Source organism: Halobacillus amylolyticus, assembly GCF_022921115.1.
Classification (GTDB): Bacteria; Bacillota; Bacilli; order Bacillales; family Halobacillaceae; genus Halobacillus_A; species Halobacillus_A amylolyticus.
Genome location: NZ_CP095075.1, coordinates 3,107,801 through 3,124,618 on the forward strand (window position 1 = coordinate 3,107,801; position 16,818 = coordinate 3,124,618).

Annotated in this window: 19 protein-coding genes; 17 read left to right on the forward strand and 2 right to left on the reverse strand. The window is 41.1% G+C overall.

Annotation, left to right across the window (positions count from 1 at the left end; genetic code table 11):
- Positions 1 to 139 precede the first annotated feature (139 nt).
- From MUO15_RS15950 to MUO15_RS15960, 3 genes are all read left to right on the forward strand, one after another.
- On the forward strand, positions 140 to 868 hold the full coding sequence (locus tag MUO15_RS15950) for an SDR family NAD(P)-dependent oxidoreductase (protein WP_245030693.1): 729 nt from the start codon (positions 140 to 142) through the stop codon (positions 866 to 868).
- A complete protein-coding gene (locus MUO15_RS15955) occupies positions 861 to 1,892 on the forward strand; it encodes an S-adenosylmethionine:tRNA ribosyltransferase-isomerase (protein ID WP_245030695.1) in 1,032 nt (343 codons plus the stop codon). Before MUO15_RS15950 ends, MUO15_RS15955 begins: the two co-directional genes overlap by 8 nt.
- Before the next feature lie 221 nt (positions 1,893 to 2,113).
- Positions 2,114 to 3,370 (forward strand): L-lactate MFS transporter, encoded by a 1,257-nt coding sequence (locus MUO15_RS15960; protein WP_245030697.1) that lies wholly within the window; start codon positions 2,114 to 2,116, stop codon positions 3,368 to 3,370.
- Positions 3,371 to 3,590: 220 nt separating this feature from the next.
- Here the strand turns inward: MUO15_RS15960 and MUO15_RS15965 are convergent, their stop codons facing one another.
- Positions 3,591 to 5,039, reverse strand: a complete 1,449-nt coding sequence (locus tag MUO15_RS15965) for an Eco57I restriction-modification methylase domain-containing protein (RefSeq protein ID WP_245030699.1) — start codon at positions 5,037 to 5,039, stop codon at positions 3,591 to 3,593.
- Between the two features lie 246 nt (positions 5,040 to 5,285).
- Here MUO15_RS15965 and MUO15_RS15970 point away from each other — a divergent pair, with 246 nt between their 5' ends.
- Complete coding sequence (locus MUO15_RS15970) at positions 5,286 to 5,876, forward strand: biotin transporter BioY (protein WP_245030701.1); 591 nt, start codon at positions 5,286 to 5,288, stop codon at positions 5,874 to 5,876.
- 60 nt (positions 5,877 to 5,936) lie between these two features.
- The gene (locus tag MUO15_RS15975) at positions 5,937 to 6,986 is read left to right on the forward strand and encodes a PQQ-dependent sugar dehydrogenase (RefSeq protein WP_245030703.1); all 1,050 of its coding nucleotides are present in this window, start codon (positions 5,937 to 5,939) and stop codon (positions 6,984 to 6,986) included.
- Between the two features lie 52 nt (positions 6,987 to 7,038).
- On the opposite strand, the gene MUO15_RS15980 is transcribed toward MUO15_RS15975, so the two are convergent.
- Positions 7,039 to 7,437 carry a hypothetical protein gene (locus MUO15_RS15980; protein WP_245030705.1) on the reverse strand — a complete coding sequence of 133 codons (399 nt, stop codon included), beginning with the start codon at positions 7,435 to 7,437 and terminating at the stop codon, positions 7,039 to 7,041.
- Positions 7,438 to 7,622: 185 nt separating this feature from the next.
- Here MUO15_RS15980 and MUO15_RS15985 point away from each other — a divergent pair, with 185 nt between their 5' ends.
- The 12 genes from MUO15_RS15985 (at position 7,623) to rpiA (ending at position 16,701) form a co-directional block, all read left to right on the forward strand.
- On the forward strand, positions 7,623 to 8,063 hold the full coding sequence (locus MUO15_RS15985; protein WP_245030706.1) for a DUF6376 family protein: 441 nt from the start codon (positions 7,623 to 7,625) through the stop codon (positions 8,061 to 8,063).
- 152 nt (positions 8,064 to 8,215) lie between these two features.
- Positions 8,216 to 9,316, forward strand: a complete 1,101-nt coding sequence (locus tag MUO15_RS15990; RefSeq protein ID WP_245030708.1) for a M24 family metallopeptidase — start codon at positions 8,216 to 8,218, stop codon at positions 9,314 to 9,316.
- A 384-nt stretch (positions 9,317 to 9,700) separates the two neighbouring features.
- Positions 9,701 to 10,099 (forward strand): hypothetical protein, encoded by a 399-nt coding sequence (locus MUO15_RS15995; RefSeq protein ID WP_245030710.1) that lies wholly within the window; start codon positions 9,701 to 9,703, stop codon positions 10,097 to 10,099.
- Positions 10,100 to 10,258: 159 nt separating this feature from the next.
- A complete protein-coding gene (locus MUO15_RS16000) occupies positions 10,259 to 10,918 on the forward strand; it encodes an alpha/beta hydrolase (RefSeq protein ID WP_245030712.1) in 660 nt (219 codons plus the stop codon).
- 149 nt (positions 10,919 to 11,067) lie between these two features.
- Positions 11,068 to 11,268, forward strand: a complete 201-nt coding sequence (locus MUO15_RS16005; protein ID WP_245030714.1) for an alpha/beta-type small acid-soluble spore protein — start codon at positions 11,068 to 11,070, stop codon at positions 11,266 to 11,268.
- A gap of 239 nt (positions 11,269 to 11,507) precedes the next feature.
- A complete protein-coding gene (locus MUO15_RS16010) occupies positions 11,508 to 11,864 on the forward strand; it encodes a spore coat protein (protein WP_245030716.1) in 357 nt (118 codons plus the stop codon).
- 190 nt (positions 11,865 to 12,054) lie between these two features.
- Entirely contained in the window at positions 12,055 to 12,408 is a 354-nt protein-coding gene (locus tag MUO15_RS16015; RefSeq protein ID WP_245030718.1) for a lmo0954 family membrane protein, read from the forward strand.
- A gap of 29 nt (positions 12,409 to 12,437) precedes the next feature.
- Positions 12,438 to 13,079, forward strand: a complete 642-nt coding sequence (locus tag MUO15_RS16020) for a PspA/IM30 family protein (protein WP_245030720.1) — start codon at positions 12,438 to 12,440, stop codon at positions 13,077 to 13,079.
- 83 nt (positions 13,080 to 13,162) lie between these two features.
- Positions 13,163 to 13,879: a cell wall-active antibiotics response protein LiaF gene (gene liaF, locus MUO15_RS16025; RefSeq protein WP_245030722.1), complete on the forward strand. Its 717-nt coding sequence runs from the start codon at positions 13,163 to 13,165 to the stop codon at positions 13,877 to 13,879.
- Positions 13,876 to 14,916: a sensor histidine kinase gene (locus tag MUO15_RS16030; protein ID WP_245030724.1), complete on the forward strand. Its 1,041-nt coding sequence runs from the start codon at positions 13,876 to 13,878 to the stop codon at positions 14,914 to 14,916. Before liaF ends, MUO15_RS16030 begins: the two co-directional genes overlap by 4 nt.
- A complete protein-coding gene (locus tag MUO15_RS16035; protein ID WP_245030731.1) occupies positions 14,913 to 15,545 on the forward strand; it encodes a response regulator transcription factor in 633 nt (210 codons plus the stop codon). Before MUO15_RS16030 ends, MUO15_RS16035 begins: the two co-directional genes overlap by 4 nt.
- 454 nt (positions 15,546 to 15,999) lie before the next feature.
- A complete protein-coding gene (gene rpiA, locus MUO15_RS16040) occupies positions 16,000 to 16,701 on the forward strand; it encodes a ribose 5-phosphate isomerase A (RefSeq protein WP_245030734.1) in 702 nt (233 codons plus the stop codon).
- The last annotated feature ends 117 nt before the right edge of the window (positions 16,702 to 16,818 follow it).

Below are 16,818 nucleotides of genomic sequence, written 5' to 3' on the forward strand. Positions count from 1 at the left end.
TCCCGGGAAATAAATTACGACAAAGGTCGTAAGGTTCCTAGATCTAATGTGTGAGGGTAATATACCTTGATTGCATCATGTCTCTTTTCTTTCCTTTTTCTATACTAAGAGTAACTTAGGTGGAGAAAGGAGAATTTTTATGAAGAAAACTATTATGATTACAGGCGGGTCGAAGGGGCTTGGGAAATCTTTGGCTCTCGGCTTTGCTAAGCAACAACATCGTGTCGCCATTTGTGCAAGAGGTGAGAATGATTTAAAAGCAGTAGAAGAGCAGATAGAAACATTGGGGGCAGAGGTAGTTGCAACAAAGGCCGACATGTCAGACGCAGCAGATGTAGAGAAGTTTGTTTCTATAGTAGAAGATCGTTTTGGCAGCGTCGATGTTCTGATTAATAACGCCTCCATATTTGGACCGGGACCGAGGCAACTCCTTGATTATACTGATGAATCGTTCTCCAACGTACTAAAAGTGAATCTTATGAATCCGTTTTTAGTTACAAAACGGGTGTTGCCTGGAATGATTGCTAACAGGTCGGGGTCGGTGATTAACTTGACGTCAGAAGCAGGGAGAACCGGCTTTGCCGAATGGGGCGCTTATGGTATTTCAAAGTTTGCCATTGAAGGAATGGCTGAGACTTGGGCAGCAGAAGTGGCAGAGTATAACATTAGAATAAATATGGTCGACCCTGGCGAAATAGATACAGCGATGCATGACAGGGCCGTGCCGGATTGTGACTACGATCTGGCACAGCCAGAGGAAAGACTTGATGTCTTTTTCTATTTGGCTTCTGATCAATCAAGTAAGCATAATGGGGAACGATTTGAAGCGGCAACTTTCGTAAATGAGGCAGGGGTTTCAAATGAATAAGATGAAAGCTCCCTTTCAAGTACCTGCTCATCTTCATGCAACTGCCCCTGTTGAATATCGTCAAGGTGAACGTGACAACGTAAGGTTGATGGTGCTAGACCCTTTGACTGGGCAGAGAAAGCACACAAACTTTCATGATATTATGAATATTTTTCAAGCAGGCGATGTTCTCGTTTTGAATCAATCTAGGACGATTCCATCAAGTCTTCACGCAACTGGAACACGTGGCGATGTCGAAGTACGGTTAGCCAGAAAGATAGATGAGCATAGATTTGAAGTTTTGTTATTAGGAACTACCTATGAAGAAGGAGATCAGATTTACTTTCAAAATGGTTTCTTTGCGACTGTTGAAGGCAACGGTAACGAGTATCCCTTGCAAGTAGTCAACTTTAAGCTTAGTGGTGTTTCGTTAATGGAGTTTATTTATGAATATGGATCTCCTATTTATTACGAGTATATTAATGATCCATGGCCTTTAAATAAATATCAAACCGTGTATAGTTCTACCCCAGGTTCAATAGAAATGACTTCTGCAGGACGTGCTTTTACATGGGGAATGCTTTCTTCACTTGTGAAGAAAGGGGTTCATCTATGCTATGTAACCTTGCATACCTCTTTAAGCTATTATGGAAATAACAAATGGCCAACACCGTCGAATCACCCGGAGCTCTATTCCATTCCAAGAGAAACGGTTGACACTATTAATGATGCAAAAGCGGAAGGCCGTAAAGTAATTGCTGTAGGAACAACAGTTGTTCGTGCGCTAGAATCCGCGGTTATCGAGGGTCACTTAACACAACAGAATTCTGTGCTTACCGACTTGTATATTAACGGTAACTATTCTTTGAAAATAACAGATGCCTTGTTAACAGGGTTTCATGAACCGGAAGCAAGTCATTTGGATTTACTGAAAGCCTTTATTGACGAAGCTGTTCTCCTAGAGGCTTATAACGAAGCCTTGAAGCAAGAATATTTGTGGCATGAATTTGGAGATATGAATTTAATTATCACAGGTGCCTCTTAAATGCCGCACTCGAACCCCTTCCTCTAAGCGTAAGTGAAGGTGAGAGTATTCATGACGCTCCTAACAAAGGAAATTATTGAGATCGCTCAAAAGATTAACAGCGCTGGATGCTTGTACCTGTAAGGGTTTACAAGTATCCAGCACCTTTTCAGAAAATTTAGAGTTTACAACTTAAGAAATTAGGTTAATATTAATGATGTCAGAAAAAAAGGAGGTACATTATGACAGAGCGAAAAGTTAAAAATCGTTGGCTCATTGCCTTATCTGCTGTTGGAATACATATATCCATCGGCTCTGTGTATGCTTGGAGTAATTTTACCTCTCCATTGAGAGAGGAATTTGGCTGGGATTCACAGCAAGTACAATTAACCTTCAGCATAGCTATTTTATTTTTAGGGTTATCCGCAGCGTTTTTAGGATGGTTTGTAGAGAAGTATGGGCCGAGAGTTGCGGGGATTACCGCTGCAGTCTTCTTTGGGGTTGGTATATTTGGTTCTGGATTCGCAATCAATTTGGGATCGTTATGGGCCCTTTACTTTTTTTACGGAGTGTTAGGTGGTATAGGTCTTGGAGTAGGGTATATTGCCCCAGTTTCGACATTAGTTAAATGGTTTCCAGATCGACGAGGTCTTGCTACGGGTATGGCTATAATGGGATTTGGTTTCGCAGCAGCTATCTCTAGTCCGATTATGAATTGGTTGATTGGTTCGGTAGGGATTGCGGCTACGTTTTATATACTGGGGGCCAGTTACTTCATAGTTATGATTTTGTCTTCCTTGTATTTATCAAAACCCCCACAAGATTGGAAGCCGGAGGGATATGAAGAATCGGAAAACAATAAAAAGAAGGGCAAGGATTTAGCCAACCTTCGAGCCAAAGAATCTTTGAAAACAAAGCGTTTTTATTATTTATGGATCATGCTGTTCATTAATGTGACGTGTGGGATAGCTGTGATCTCGGCAGCAAAACCACTTGCGGAAAACAGTGTGGGTTTAAGTGCCGGCGCTGCAGCGACTCTAGTAGGTGTGATGGGGCTCTTCAACGGCTTAGGTCGTATTGGCTGGGCAAGTGCTTCCGATTATATAGGCCGAGCGAATACGTACGTTACGTTTTTTATCATTCAGATTGTCTTATTTCTGGTGCTTCCTTACACAAGCTCTGTCGCACTATTTGTTATTTTATTTGGCCTTATTTACACGTGCTATGGAGGGGGATTTTCAACTATTCCTGCGTTTATCGGGGACATGTTTGGTACAAAAGAGCTTGGTGCAATCCATGGTTACATTCTCACAGCATGGTCAGCAGCGGGACTAGCCGGACCACAGTTTGCCGCTTATATGAATGATAAGACGGGAAGTTATGAAAGCAGCCTGATTTTCTTTGCAGGCTTGTTCGTCATTGCTCTGATCGTGTCGGTTTTAACCAAGATAGACATTAAGAAGAAAAGGAAAGATCTTGAACAGACATCAACAAATTAGGCATTAAAAGCTCAAGCTATTTAATAGCTTGAGCTTTTCCTCACGCCAGGAAATTGTAAAAAATATTTGCCCGTGAATAAGCTTACATGAAGTTAGCCACATCCAGCTCCAGCGCCCAGACACTCGAGACATAAGTCAATCGCCTCCGTGGAGAAACACCACTCCACGCGCCGCTTGTCTTATGCTTGTCGTGTCTACCGGGGCGCTTACGCTTTTGTTGTTATAGCATTTCGATCAGCATGTCACAGAAGTTTGTGACATGCTTTCTATTTTCGGGAGAAATTTGATAGACGTCAAAAATGCTGTCATTTATTTTTTGCTGGTGAGCTGAAGAGTCATATGACAAGGTCTTTTTCTTTTCCGAAACGATGTTCTCCACTTGCTTTGCAATGCTTCTTTTCAACTGTGGAGGTGGTTCAATATAGGGAAGCTTCTTAATATATCCCGATGTAATCATATTGGTACGATTCAGAACTTTACGGAGCATATACGTTGTCAAACTGCTGTTAAGCAGCCCTAATATATAGTAAAGATCTTCATCGTTTTCAGTGAAAAGATTTGTATTAACCCCAAATAAGCTGCCTGCAGGAAGGTATGAAGCTTGAAAGTCTATTCCCATAGAGGAGCAGGTAATTCCTTCACGATAAAAGTATTGTTGGTTACGAACGGTGAAATTAGGAATCGCCTGGCTGTACTTTTTCCAGTTTTTATGGATATAGTGTTTGGGCTCGTAATACCACCTATCACGAATGCCGCTGTTTTTATAAAAAGGAATCCATTCCTTGTCTTTTGTATCAATTTCCCAAGGTTTACGTAAAAACACTTTATCATTACCGGTCGAGATCCCTGTGCCCCCGTCTACTTTATCGACTAGTGTATAGGCAGGAGTAATAAACAACGATAGGATTTCAAGAGGAACATTAATGGCAAAGTTGAAGTTAGGCATCTTGTGAAAATAGGATTGCGGCAAATATTGAACGCGCTCGCTTGGTGGTGTCTCATAATCATCGGTCGCGAGGCGATCTACTAATTTCATTTGATGTCTAGAGGCAGGTGCTCCTTTTTTAATTGTGATGATGGCTGTCCGAACATCAGCTTTACCGCTATGAAACAGCTTCCGTGGAGCGAGGGTGACTTCCAGAATTTCCGTGTTTTTAAGTAGATACTCACGAAACTTCGTATAATAAACATTTGTTAAAAATGAATCCTGTACGATCATACATAGAATGCCATTCTCTTTCAATAATTGAAGACCTTTATAGATAAAGAGTGTGTACATATTATGTACGCCAATTTCTTTGAATTCTTTTTCAAGCTCGTCTTTATGTTCGCGGAAATATGTGCTTTGCCGTTTCGATTTATATGGTGGATTCCCGATAACAGCATCGAATAATTGACTGGGCCGTGCTTTAAGAAAATCCTGATGAGTAAATTGGACCTCAAATTCCTCAAGAGACACTTCATGATCGATATCATAGGCATGAATGTGGGAAGGCTTTTGCCCTTCCTCTATCAACGATTTTACAAAAACACCATCCCCTGTTGAGGGATCTAATATAAGAGGGGGACGCTTATCATGTCCTATTTCTTGCAGTACAGTTTTAACCATATACTTAACGGTAGATATGGGTGTGTCATATTGTCCCATGGATCGCTGATAGGAAAGCATGGATACTCCTCCGGTACTTTTTCAGTATACTTTACACCAAAATGAGGAAAAAGTCACCATATAATGGGTTTAAAGGAGGGCGCACATACACTTAGCTGCATTATTCATGCAAAAATAAATCAGTATGATAAGAGGTTTTTGAAAGAAAGGTTTTTAAAATATATGTTAACCTATTAATTTTTAAGTTGACAGTCTATACCTTCCTTCGCTATCTTAGTAATAGATAAGTATGGAGGAGGAATAGAATTGCAGAAATCACGTTCAACTGCTTACGATATGACAATAGGAGCCTTATTTGTAGCGTTAATGGCAATTGGCTCAAATATTACCGCATTTGCACCTTTTTTATCGATCATGAACGTACCACTTACTTTGCAGACGTTTGTGGCCATTTTAGCCGGAATTATATTGGGAAGTCGTTTAGGGTTCTTCTCGATGTTTGTTTATACAGTTCTAGGTTTAATAGGTGCACCTGTTTTTGCAGGATTTAAAGGCGGAATAGGGACTATCTTCATGCCGACGTTTGGCTTTATCCTTTCTTTTATGATTTTAGCTTTTGCCGTTGGAAAGATAGTTGAAAATCGACGCACCTTTTCGATGTACATGAGTGCCTCCGTGGTAGGGTTACTGATTAATTTTATTGTTGGTGTGAACTGGATGTACATGGCACTTCAACTATGGGTTGGTGAAGGTTCTGGCATCGGGTATGCGATTGCCTGGTCGAGTATGACACCATTTCTGGTGAAAGATTTAGCGTTAGCGGTTTTAGCAGCAGTATTTGCTTATAGATTGGAAAAAGGTGTGCTTCACCGAACTCCTCTGCGTCAAACAGCATAAAACGTGCGCTGTCATAGCTGCCCTGCTACAATGAGGGTACCAATGTATCGGGAGGCAGGTATGAAAATTCTAATGTGGCTGATGATTGTATTGATAATGACCGCTTGTCAACCTAATGAGGAATCGTCGAATCAAACACCACAAGAAAAGTCTGGTGACTCTACGGAAGTAGCAGCAACCCTGCAGTCACCATGGGATATCGAGGCAAATGGTGGCACCATTTTTATAACGGAACGTGAAGGACAGATCGTTTCATGGACGGAAGAGCAAGGAGTAAGCAGAGCCGAAGTCGTCACAGAGAAAGACATTACCCAAATCGGTGAGGGAGGACTGCTCGGGTTTAAGCTTGACCCGAACTTTAATACAAACCATCAAGCATTTGCCTACCATACCTATGAAGGAGAAAACGGTCAGATTAAAAATCGAATAATCATGCTTACCTACGAGAATAGTCAATGGACAGAAACAGACGTGATCCTTGAGGGTATACCAGGCGCGAACTTTCATAATGGCGGTCGCATTGAGATAGGGCCTGATCGTAAGCTGTATGTAACGACAGGGGATTCATTAAATGGAGATTTGGCACAGGATAAGGAGAGTTTAGCAGGGAAAATCCTGCGCCTCAATTTGGATGGTTCTGTTCCGGAAGACAACCCATTCGAAGGCTCTTATGTCTATAGTTATGGTCACCGTAATCCACAGGGGCTTGCGTGGGACGAAGATGGGCAGCTCTATGCCTCTGAGCACGGACCTGATAACCATGATGAAGTGAATAAAATTAATCCTGGCGACAATTACGGATGGCCTGACATAGTCGGGGAAGAAAATGCGGACGGGGTAGAGGGGCCTATTTACCAAACAGGTGAAAATACATGGGCTCCTTCAGGAATAGCTGCCTTCAATGAAAGACTTTACATCGCAACATTAAGAGGAACGGCTTTACGGACGCTATCCTTTGAAGGTGAGAATCCATCTATAGTAGTGGATGATTACGGAAGAATTCGTGACGTTGAGCAAATCGGTGAATCGATCTATTTTATTACCAATAATACCGATGGGCGAGGGAGCCCAGAGGAAGACGATGATCGCCTTATAAAGCTTTCCCCTTGATTGTAGATAATCCAAGAATACTCCTTGTTTGGAGTTTTCTTGGATTATTCCTTTATTCCTCTGAAATAAACTTGCCATGAACAAAAACCATGATGGCAAAAACAACAAAGGCAATTAATAATATAGTTCCACCTACGATAAAGAACACGGTGTTAAATGTTCCCATGCCTCCAAAAGGTTTTGTGAAATATAACCACATTCCTGTCGTTAGGCCTAATACACCGAAAAAGGATGTCCATACATGAACCTTGGCAAGTTTAGAGTCTTTTGGAATAGAAAAGACTTTGTAATAAATAGCGAAGGCAAATAAAGACAGCCATCCCACAACGAGGATGTGTGCATGAACAGCTGTGAGTTGATAGCCGCCCCCTCCAGCCATATGCGACCCCATAAAGGCACCGATTAAAGCATAAATTGCTGAAACTCGTACAAAAAATCGGGTACGATCCAATGGAAACCCCTCCAAATACTAATTAGAATCTTATGCCATTATATCGAAGCTGAAAACTAAAAGATACGAACAGATAAGGAATGTTGCAAAAGGTTCAAAAATGCTTCATTCTATAAACGAGGTTTTTGAATCTTTTTCTCCATTCATACGTAGGATAGGTAGTCGTGACATGAGGAGGAAATGAAGTGAAAAAGTTTTTAGTACTATCATTGTTACTAGTGGCTTTAAGTGGCTGTGGACTTATTGAGGAAGCAACGAACGGATTGCAATATACTGAGGATGTGACAGCATTTATTTCTGATGCTGAGGAGTTTTCCAGTGACTTGCCTAATTTAATTGAGCAAGCTCAGAATGATGCGATTAGTTTTGACGATGTGGAAGAACGCCTACAAGAATTTCAAACTGAAATCGAAGAAGTGCAGGCAATAAATCCGCCAGAGCTTGCTGAAAGTATTCATAACGACCTTATGAATTACACCGATCAACTGGAAACGGGTGTGAATGAAATGATCCAAGCTGCCCAGGATCAAGCAATTAATATGGAATCTCTAGAAAACTCTTCCCTGTTCCAAGCGATCCAACAAATTCAGCAAATCCAAGAAAACATAAACCAATTAGGTGGTTAAAACGAGCATACTATATGCTCGTTTTTTATTGGGCAAAACTTCCACCTCAGGTCATCCAAAAAATTGGATGACCTGAGGTGGAAGTTTTATGGGATTTGGATGAGGTGCCTTTTTGATATATGATAGAGTTGAAACGAAGAAGGGATGATCTTATGGAACATAGATTGAATCGTTTTTCTATCTACTTAAAAGAGAATCATATTGATGTAGCTTTCTTAAATTCTAAAGAGAATGTCTTTTATTTAACAGGTTTTCAGACCGATCCGCACGAACGGTTGCTAGGCTTGCTTGTTTTTCCTGAAGCTGATCCGATCGCTGTCCTTCCTGGTATGGAGGCAGGTCAAATTCGTGATGCCGGCTGGACCTATGACGTGATTGGCTATGCTGATCATGAGAATCCTTGGACGATAATGGCGGATAAGATGAAACAACAGGGGGTTCTTCAGCCGAAAACGGTAGGGTTCGAGAAGCAAGTTCTTTCCTATGGACGCAGTGAGTCACTACTAGCCCTTTTTAAGGAAGTATCTGTCATAGATGTCGAGGGACAGCTTAATGAGATGCGCCTCGTGAAGGACGAGCAGGAAATCAGCATTATGCGTGAAGCAGCTGAGCTTGCTGATTTTGGTGTGAAGATAGGAACAGAAACACTTAAAGAAGGTATTACAGAAATGGAAGTTCTCGCGACGATCGAGTACGAATTGAAGAAAAAAGGTGTCGCGGAAATGTCCTTTTCTACAATGGTGTTGTTCGGTGAAAAGTCTGGACAGCCCCACGGAAATCCTGGCGACCGTAAGCTAGAAGCTGGCGATTTCGTTTTGTTTGATCTTGGTGTTGTCTGGAAGGGGTATACATCAGATATCACTCGGACGTATGCTTTTAAGTCAATTTCCGATGAACAAAAGTCTATTTATGAGAAAGTTCATGAAGCCATTGAAGCATCGCTTTCCATTAGTAAACCGGGGACCCGTATTGGCGACCTCGACCAAACAGCAAGGGATATCATCACAGACGCTGGTTATGGCGAGCTATTTCCTCATAGAATCGGTCATGGTTTAGGGATCAATGTTCATGAATTTCCTTCCATGAGCCATCTGAATGATGGCGTGTTGAAGGAAGGCATGACGTACACGATTGAACCTGGTATTTATGATCCGGCAGTCGGTGGTGTACGTTTAGAAGATGATGTCTTAGTAACTGCCGATGGTTGTGAAACGTTAACAAAAACTCCAAAGGAACTCCGGATAATTGAATAGCTGTTAAAGCCTGACATCCTAAATGAATGTCAGGCCTTTTTTGTTTTTACAAAATGGAAACTCTTTTGTGAAGGGGACTCAGAAATATTTTTTAATAAATAGATCCTTATTTTTCACTCCTAACAGCAAATATATTTCCTTATTATGTTAAAATTATCACGGTTACAATATAAATATCATCGTACTAAGGAGTGGAGCCTTGGACTTTCTAACAGATAAAGTGATATACATATCTTGATTCATATTAATCATCCATTGGTGGTGGGGTTGGTGTGAAGGCAAGGGGATTTTATTAATTACTCGAAACAGCTAGGAATGCATTATTATAGTCATGTCTATGTTGAGGGATGAACATACGAAAAGCCACAGAGAGGAATGGGCAGTATGGTTGAATACTTTTGGCTTATCCCACTGGTGAGTTTGATTATTTTGGTTCTTCATGGAACTAAGGAATTTCCGAAAATCTACAAAATTATTGGTGATGGATACTTTTTTATACTTACAGTGGTTTTTATCGTGATAAGGGAAAGAATTAGTTATCTTTACGAAGAACCACCTATACCTGATATTTATTGGGGCAAAAATTCAGCTTGGGCAGAAGTAGCCTCCTGGCTATACTTATTGCCAGCAGCAGTAATCATGTTCATTGCTTATTGCATTTGGTTTGAAAATACAAGCGGGGTGAAAAATAAAGTTCTTTTATCCATTAGTATTATTCCGGTCATTTTCATTTTCATTACTTATACAATAGTATTTGGCCTAATTTATGGATACAGGCCATAGTAGTGGGCTTATTTAGGTAGAGGTAAGTGAAAGGCTTATGCTCTGAACAAGTATAGATTAGCAGGTGATAAGGTACCTAACCTCAAAGAGACCTATACGGGAGCAAGATATAAAGAAGAACACGTGCATACATTAACTGTCAGGAAGGAGGAGGGAGTGATGGAAATCATACAAAAAGAGATTCTTACCACCATTAACCACTCGATTCCATACACCTATGTTCAGAAAAAAGCAGATAATAATAAAATCTGTATTATGATTCCAGGATTAGGATATACAACAGACCAACCATTGTTTTACTATGCCACTGGTCTGTTTTTAGGAAAAGGTTTTGATATTTTACATATTAATTATAAATATGATCCAAAAGAGTTCAATGAATTGGAGCGGGGTGAAAAGGTCGGGATAATTAAAGAAGATGTTCAATCTTTCTTGGATCAAATTTTACCTGCAGGGAAATATATCCGAAGTTATATAATTGCTAAATCGATTGGTACAGCGGCACTAGCTAATGAGCTAGCAAACCGTGGAGAACTAAAGAATGCTAAAGCCATATGGTTAACCCCTTTGCTACAAGTAGATTATATCTTTGATCACCTTATTAACAATAAGCAACAGGAAGGGCTCGTCATTATTGGTGATAATGATCAAGGTTATATTGAGGAGCGTTTTAGTAAATTGTCTGGAAGTGAAAACATAAATAGTATCTTGGTAAAAGGAACGAATCACTCGCTGGAGCATAAGGATGGACTGTATAAATCAATTGATTGCCTTAAAGAAATAATAGAGGAAATTGATAAATTCATCTCAATTGAATAGGGAGAGAGAAACTCATCCCAATTCATGATGTGATCTGAACACTAATATCGGTTTTGGTGATATTTTCCGGGTGTAGAACTAACTTTTATCCAAAATATAAGTACTGAACAGTGTTAAACTGTTCCAATTCCCACTAGGGGTGATCAGTGATGGCCGACAACAATAGGAATGAATTGTTAGTGCCTGGTGCAGAAAATGCAATGGATAGTATGAAGGAAGAAATTGCAAGTGAATTTGGTGTTAAGCTCGGAGCAGACACCACTGCGCGCGAAAACGGATCGGTGGGTGGCGAAATGGTCAAACGAATGATCAAAATTGCCGAATCAAGTATGCAAGACAAAAACAAATAGTAAGAAGAAAAGGGGACTCTTATTTCGGGAGTCCCCTTTTCTTTTCCCAAAAGGCAAGCACTCATTGGTAGGGCTCAGAAAAGGCTAGAATAAATTATATAACCTTACAAAAGACTCTCTTTGAATAGTGGAGGTGTGAAGAATGGAAAGCGAAAAATTTGGGGTCCATGAAGTGACTGACTTGCGCGAGCTAATTAATTTTAAAGTAGCTTGTCATTTGACACAAGGGAGGTCCAAAGATGAATAATTTCCTTGAAAAAATAACGGGCATGGCGCCATTGACCGATCAAGTCATTGCGACAGACATTTTATTGGCTGTTAAGTCTGAAATAAAAAGTTATTCTTTAGCTATTACTGAAACGGCTACGAAAGAAGTTAGAGATACATTAACCCAGCAATTAGAGGAAGTTATTGCGTTCCATGAACAGATCTCAGCTTATATGATAGAAAACGGATTCTACCATCCACATGATACATCCAAACAGCTGCAAGTGGACATGAAAACGGCCGATACGGCATTGAGTATGACGAAGGGTAAAAATTTCAGTACCCTAAGCCTACGGGGACAAATGACTAGAAATATAAATAAGCCATGATATGCAGGTGATTCAAAATCCTGCGTATTATGGCTTATTGTTTTTTTTATGAGCTTGTCCATCCTGACTATAAAAGTTTATACGTACATACGCCTCAAGTCGTAGGCAGAAATATGTCTCTGGCTCATTACTGAGAAAGACGATTCACCGTATGATAGAGGTAAGAAATCGGCGAGGAGGGAAATAATCGATGAAAAAGTTTTTGCTGTTTATTGCAGGACTAGTTGCACTTGGCGTTCTCCTAACAAATCTCGGTCCAATGGTTTTGTTAGGCGTCAGCGTATGGTTACTGTATGTCGTGTTCAAGCAATTTATGAAGAGTGATTCAACTGCCGGAAAAATTGGCTGGGTTGCGTTAGGGCTGATTATCCTTAGTGTGGCGGTTTCCAACATCTATGCAGTCATTGGACTCGTTGCAGCTTATGCTTTATACGTGATTTATAAGAAAATGACAACGAGAAAGGATGAATCCGTGGTTAAATCAAATAGTAGTGACGATCCGTTCACGAATTTTGAAAGACAGTGGGCAGAGTTAAACAAGTAATTTTACTTTAAAAAAGGGAGAGATTGATAATGGCTAACTTATTTACCCGTTTGAAGGATTCAATCACGTCAGATCTGCATGAGGCCCTTGATCAAAAGGAGCAAAAGAATCCGATCGCTATGCTGAACCAGTACTTGCGTGAGAGTGAAAAGGAAACAGAGAAGGTTCGTAAGCTGGTGGAGCGTCAATATCGTTTGAAGGACGAGTTTGGACGCGAATATCAAAAGGCTCAAGACATTGCGGACAAGCGTAAACATCAGGCTGAAGTGGCTGAAAAGGCTGGAGAAGAGACGATGCATGCCTTTGCCGTGAAAGAACAGGAAGAATACGAAGCACGAGCGGAGCGTCTTAAAGCTTCTCGCTTGGATGCAATTGAGCAGCTAGAGACGCTTGAGCGTAAATATGAGGAAATGAAACATAGATTGAAGGACATGCATTTGAAGCGGATGGAACTGATGGGACGAGAAAATATCGCCCGTGCCCATAACCGGATGAATCAAGTCATTGAAGATACAGCGGACAAGCCTTATTCTAGGTTTTCAGAAATGGACCGCTATATTGAGGATTTAGAATACAAGGTGAACAGTGCCTATTACCGTAACACTTTTGACAGTAAGATTGCACAGCTGGAAAAAGATATGAAGAATACAGAGGATGTTACGGTCCAGTAGGAATCATGGTATCATTAAAGGCGCAGTGTACTGCGTCTTTTTGGTCCTTATAAGATAGGATTAGCGGGAAGGAGGATGCCTGTATGTTTAAGCACATGTCAACAAACACGATCAACACGATTTTAATCATAGGGGTGGTCCTCCTCGTCCTAGAAGTCACCTTTTTTAATGGAGGCCTGATTTTCTCCTTATTATTTTCAAGTATTTTTCTTTATATAGGTAAGAAAAAGTACCGAAAGCTTTCGGGAAAAGTCGTGTTTTGGATCGGCCTGTTGAGTCTTGTGTTAACGATCTTGAACATGATTGCTGTACGATTTCTGATTATAGTCGTCCTTGTACTCTTCGTCCGTCATTATTTTCGTTCGAAAAAAGAGCCTGAACAAATCGAACTTGATGTCCAAGTTGATGATTTTGCTGAGTCAGAAGAGCCTTTTGTTAAGCAAAAGTTTTTCGGTGATGAAATGACAGCGAAAACGTCTTATAAGTGGCAGGACGTAAATGTGCATGGCGGATTTGGTGATCGGATGATCGATCTCAGTCATACTGTGCTTCCTGATGATGAGGCCGTTATTTCCATTAGACACTTAGTTGGCAATGTTCAAGTGTACGTCCCTTATGAAGTAGAAGTGGCGGTTAATCATAGTGCGATCTTAGGGCGGGCTGCTATTTTTCAATATCGTAAAACGAAGCTGTTTAATCAGACCGTATCCTATCGCACGCCGGACTATATGACAAATAAACCCAGAGTGAAGATTATCACCTCCATTGTGTCAGGAGATCTTGAGGTGAAGCGAATATGAATAGTTGGCAAAAACAAGTTCTGATTGGTCTCTTGTCATTTATCATATTTGCAGCTATTCTGCTAAGCTTTACCTTTACTGCATTTCCGTTAAAGGACTGGGCGGATTTATGGTCAACGGAAGTGCTTGATTTACCTTATGTTCTGCTAGCGCTGGCTTTTGCTGTAACTGTTGGATTAACCATTGGTATAGTCCAGGGCTTTGTCCTTAGAAAAAGATTCCACTATGTAGAACATCAACTTGATGAAATCGCAAAAGGGAATCCTGTTTTATACGATGATGCAGATGCAGGTGAAATGCAGCAAATCGAGGAGAAAATGAAGCAAATTGAAGCAAGGTTTAAAAAGCAAACGGAGACGGCTCAGCGCTTAGCCTCCGAGCGTGCTGAAGAACGAGAGAAGAGCTTGCAGGAGGTTGTTATACAAGAAAGAAACCGGCTTGCTCGCGAGCTTCATGACTCCGTGAGCCAACAATTATTTGCTGCTTCGATGATGATGTCAGCTATTAACGAAGGTGAGACTGAACAAAAGTCGTCAAATAAGCAACTCGCGATGGTCGAGAAGATGATTCATCAGTCACAGCTTGAAATGAGAGCATTGCTTCTTCACCTGCGTCCGGTTGCTTTAAAGGATAAGTCGTTGCAAGAGGGCTGTGAAGAACTTTTGCGTGAGCTCACACAGAAAGTTCCGATGACGATCGAATGGACGGTTGAGTCATTGGCACTTGAAAAAGGAATAGAAGATCAATTGTTCCGGATTTTACAAGAAGCCGTATCCAATACACTCAGGCACGCGAAAGCTGATACGCTGACAGTTATGCTCATCGGGCGAGACGACCATATTATTTTGCGAATGGTGGACGACGGAATTGGATTTGATGTCGAGGAAGCAAAAACAAGCTCCTATGGATTACAAAATATGCAGGAGCGAGCCTTTGAAGTAGGGGGCACATTGAAGATTGTCAGCTTGAAGAATCAAGGAACGCGGCTAGAAGTAAAAGTACCTCATTTTAAAAAAGAAGGAGAAGAATCGACATGATTACGGTTTTATTTGCTGATGACCACGAAATGGTCCGGATTGGTGTATCTGCTTATCTGTCTGCCCAAGCAGATATTGAAGTAGTGGCTGAGGCGAATGATGGCGGTGAAGCAGTGGAAATGGCTTTAGCCCATCGTCCTGATATCATTTTAATGGATCTCGTTATGGAAGAAATGGATGGCATTGAAGCAACGAAACAAATCATTGAGCAATGGCCGCAAGCCAAGATTATTATCGTAACCAGCTTTCTTGACGATGATAAGGTGTACCCGGCGCTTGAGGCAGGCGCGACAAGTTATATGTTGAAAACGTCGAAAGCAGGCGAAATTGCCGATGCAATTCGTGCTACACATGCCGGACAGTCCATTCTTGAGCCAGAGGTAACCGGTAAAATCATGACAAAGATGCGTACGCCACAAGAAGATGGACTTCATGAACAACTGACAGCAAGAGAAATGGAAGTCCTCCTTCTTATGACTGAGGGAAAAACGAATCAGGAAATTTCGGATCAATTGTTTATTACTTTAAAAACGGTGAAAGTTCACGTCAGTAATATTCTAGGCAAGCTAGGGGTACAAGATCGTACGCAAGCCGTCATTTATGCCTTCAAACATGATCTCGCTAAGTAGATAGCCTCGCCAAAAGGTGAGGCTATTAGTTTATCACTACATACAGTATGGCGAGTAATAAAATCAGATAGAAGATGATAAGTTTGATGTAGACGTTTCTCATGAGATTCCCCTCCCCATGAAGGTCTTTTTCTAGTTTATGTAGAAGGTATGTAATCATTACCTGTCCATCTTAAAGTGAGTGTTCAAAAAGTTGCCAAATTAGAACGCCGACAAGGATCGTCACATCCTGTGACAAAGTCGGCACTAGCACGTCCTGTGCGTCGCAAGAAGTTCGAGACGCGGAAGTTTGGAGGACCACAGCGTATGCCCTTAATACGTGAGGACCGGAAAAACCGAGCAACGAAGAAATTCGCCGTTTATCATTTGGTGACTTTTTGAACAACCTCTTAAAGGAATATTTTCGTTTTTTTAAAAAGAATTAGGGAATAACAAGAAGGATGAGGTGATAACAATGACGTGGAATAATCCTTTAGCAAAAACGTTGAAGTGGTCGGGGGAGATTTCCAATCAAGCTCAAAAAGAGAGAGTAGCTCAACAGGTGAGTAGTTTTGTAGAGGACGGGGATGTGATTGGTGTCGGGTCTGGTTCTACAGCATTTCTGGCCCTTCAAGCCATCGCCAAGCGTGTCACAGAGGAAAGCTTAAAAATACAGGCGATTCCAACATCTAAGGAGGCTGCTCTCAATTGTGCGGCTCTTAATGTACCAGTGACGACCCTAACTGCAGCACGCCCGAGGTGGGGGTTTGATGGAGCGGATGAGGTTGACGAACAAAGTCGTTTAATTAAAGGACGGGGAGGTGCATTGTTTGCTGAGAAACTTGTTATCGCAAGCTCAGCTAAAACGTACATTCTCGTCGATAAAAGCAAATTTGTTAAAAAGCTCGGCTCAGTGTTTGCTGTACCCATTGAAGTCGACCCACGGGCCATTCACTTAGTGGAAACTAAACTGAGTGACTACTTCGATCCACAATCGATTACGTTAAGGATGGCTGTATCAAAAGATGGTCCTGTGATTACAGAAGCGGGAAATCTGTTATTAGATGTACGTTTTAGTGAGATTATTTCCACCATGGAGAAGGAAATAAGCGCGATCCCAGGGGTGATTGAGTCGGGGTTGTTTTTTGATTATCCGATAGAAATTTTATCCGTGTAAGTACTTGTACGAAAAGGTTTTCGCCTATCTTTTGGTGGCTTTTCGCCCTTAATAAGCCCAAAATTACAATAATCATTGGTAAGTTTACATACTTTTTCTATAATAGAAGTATATCCT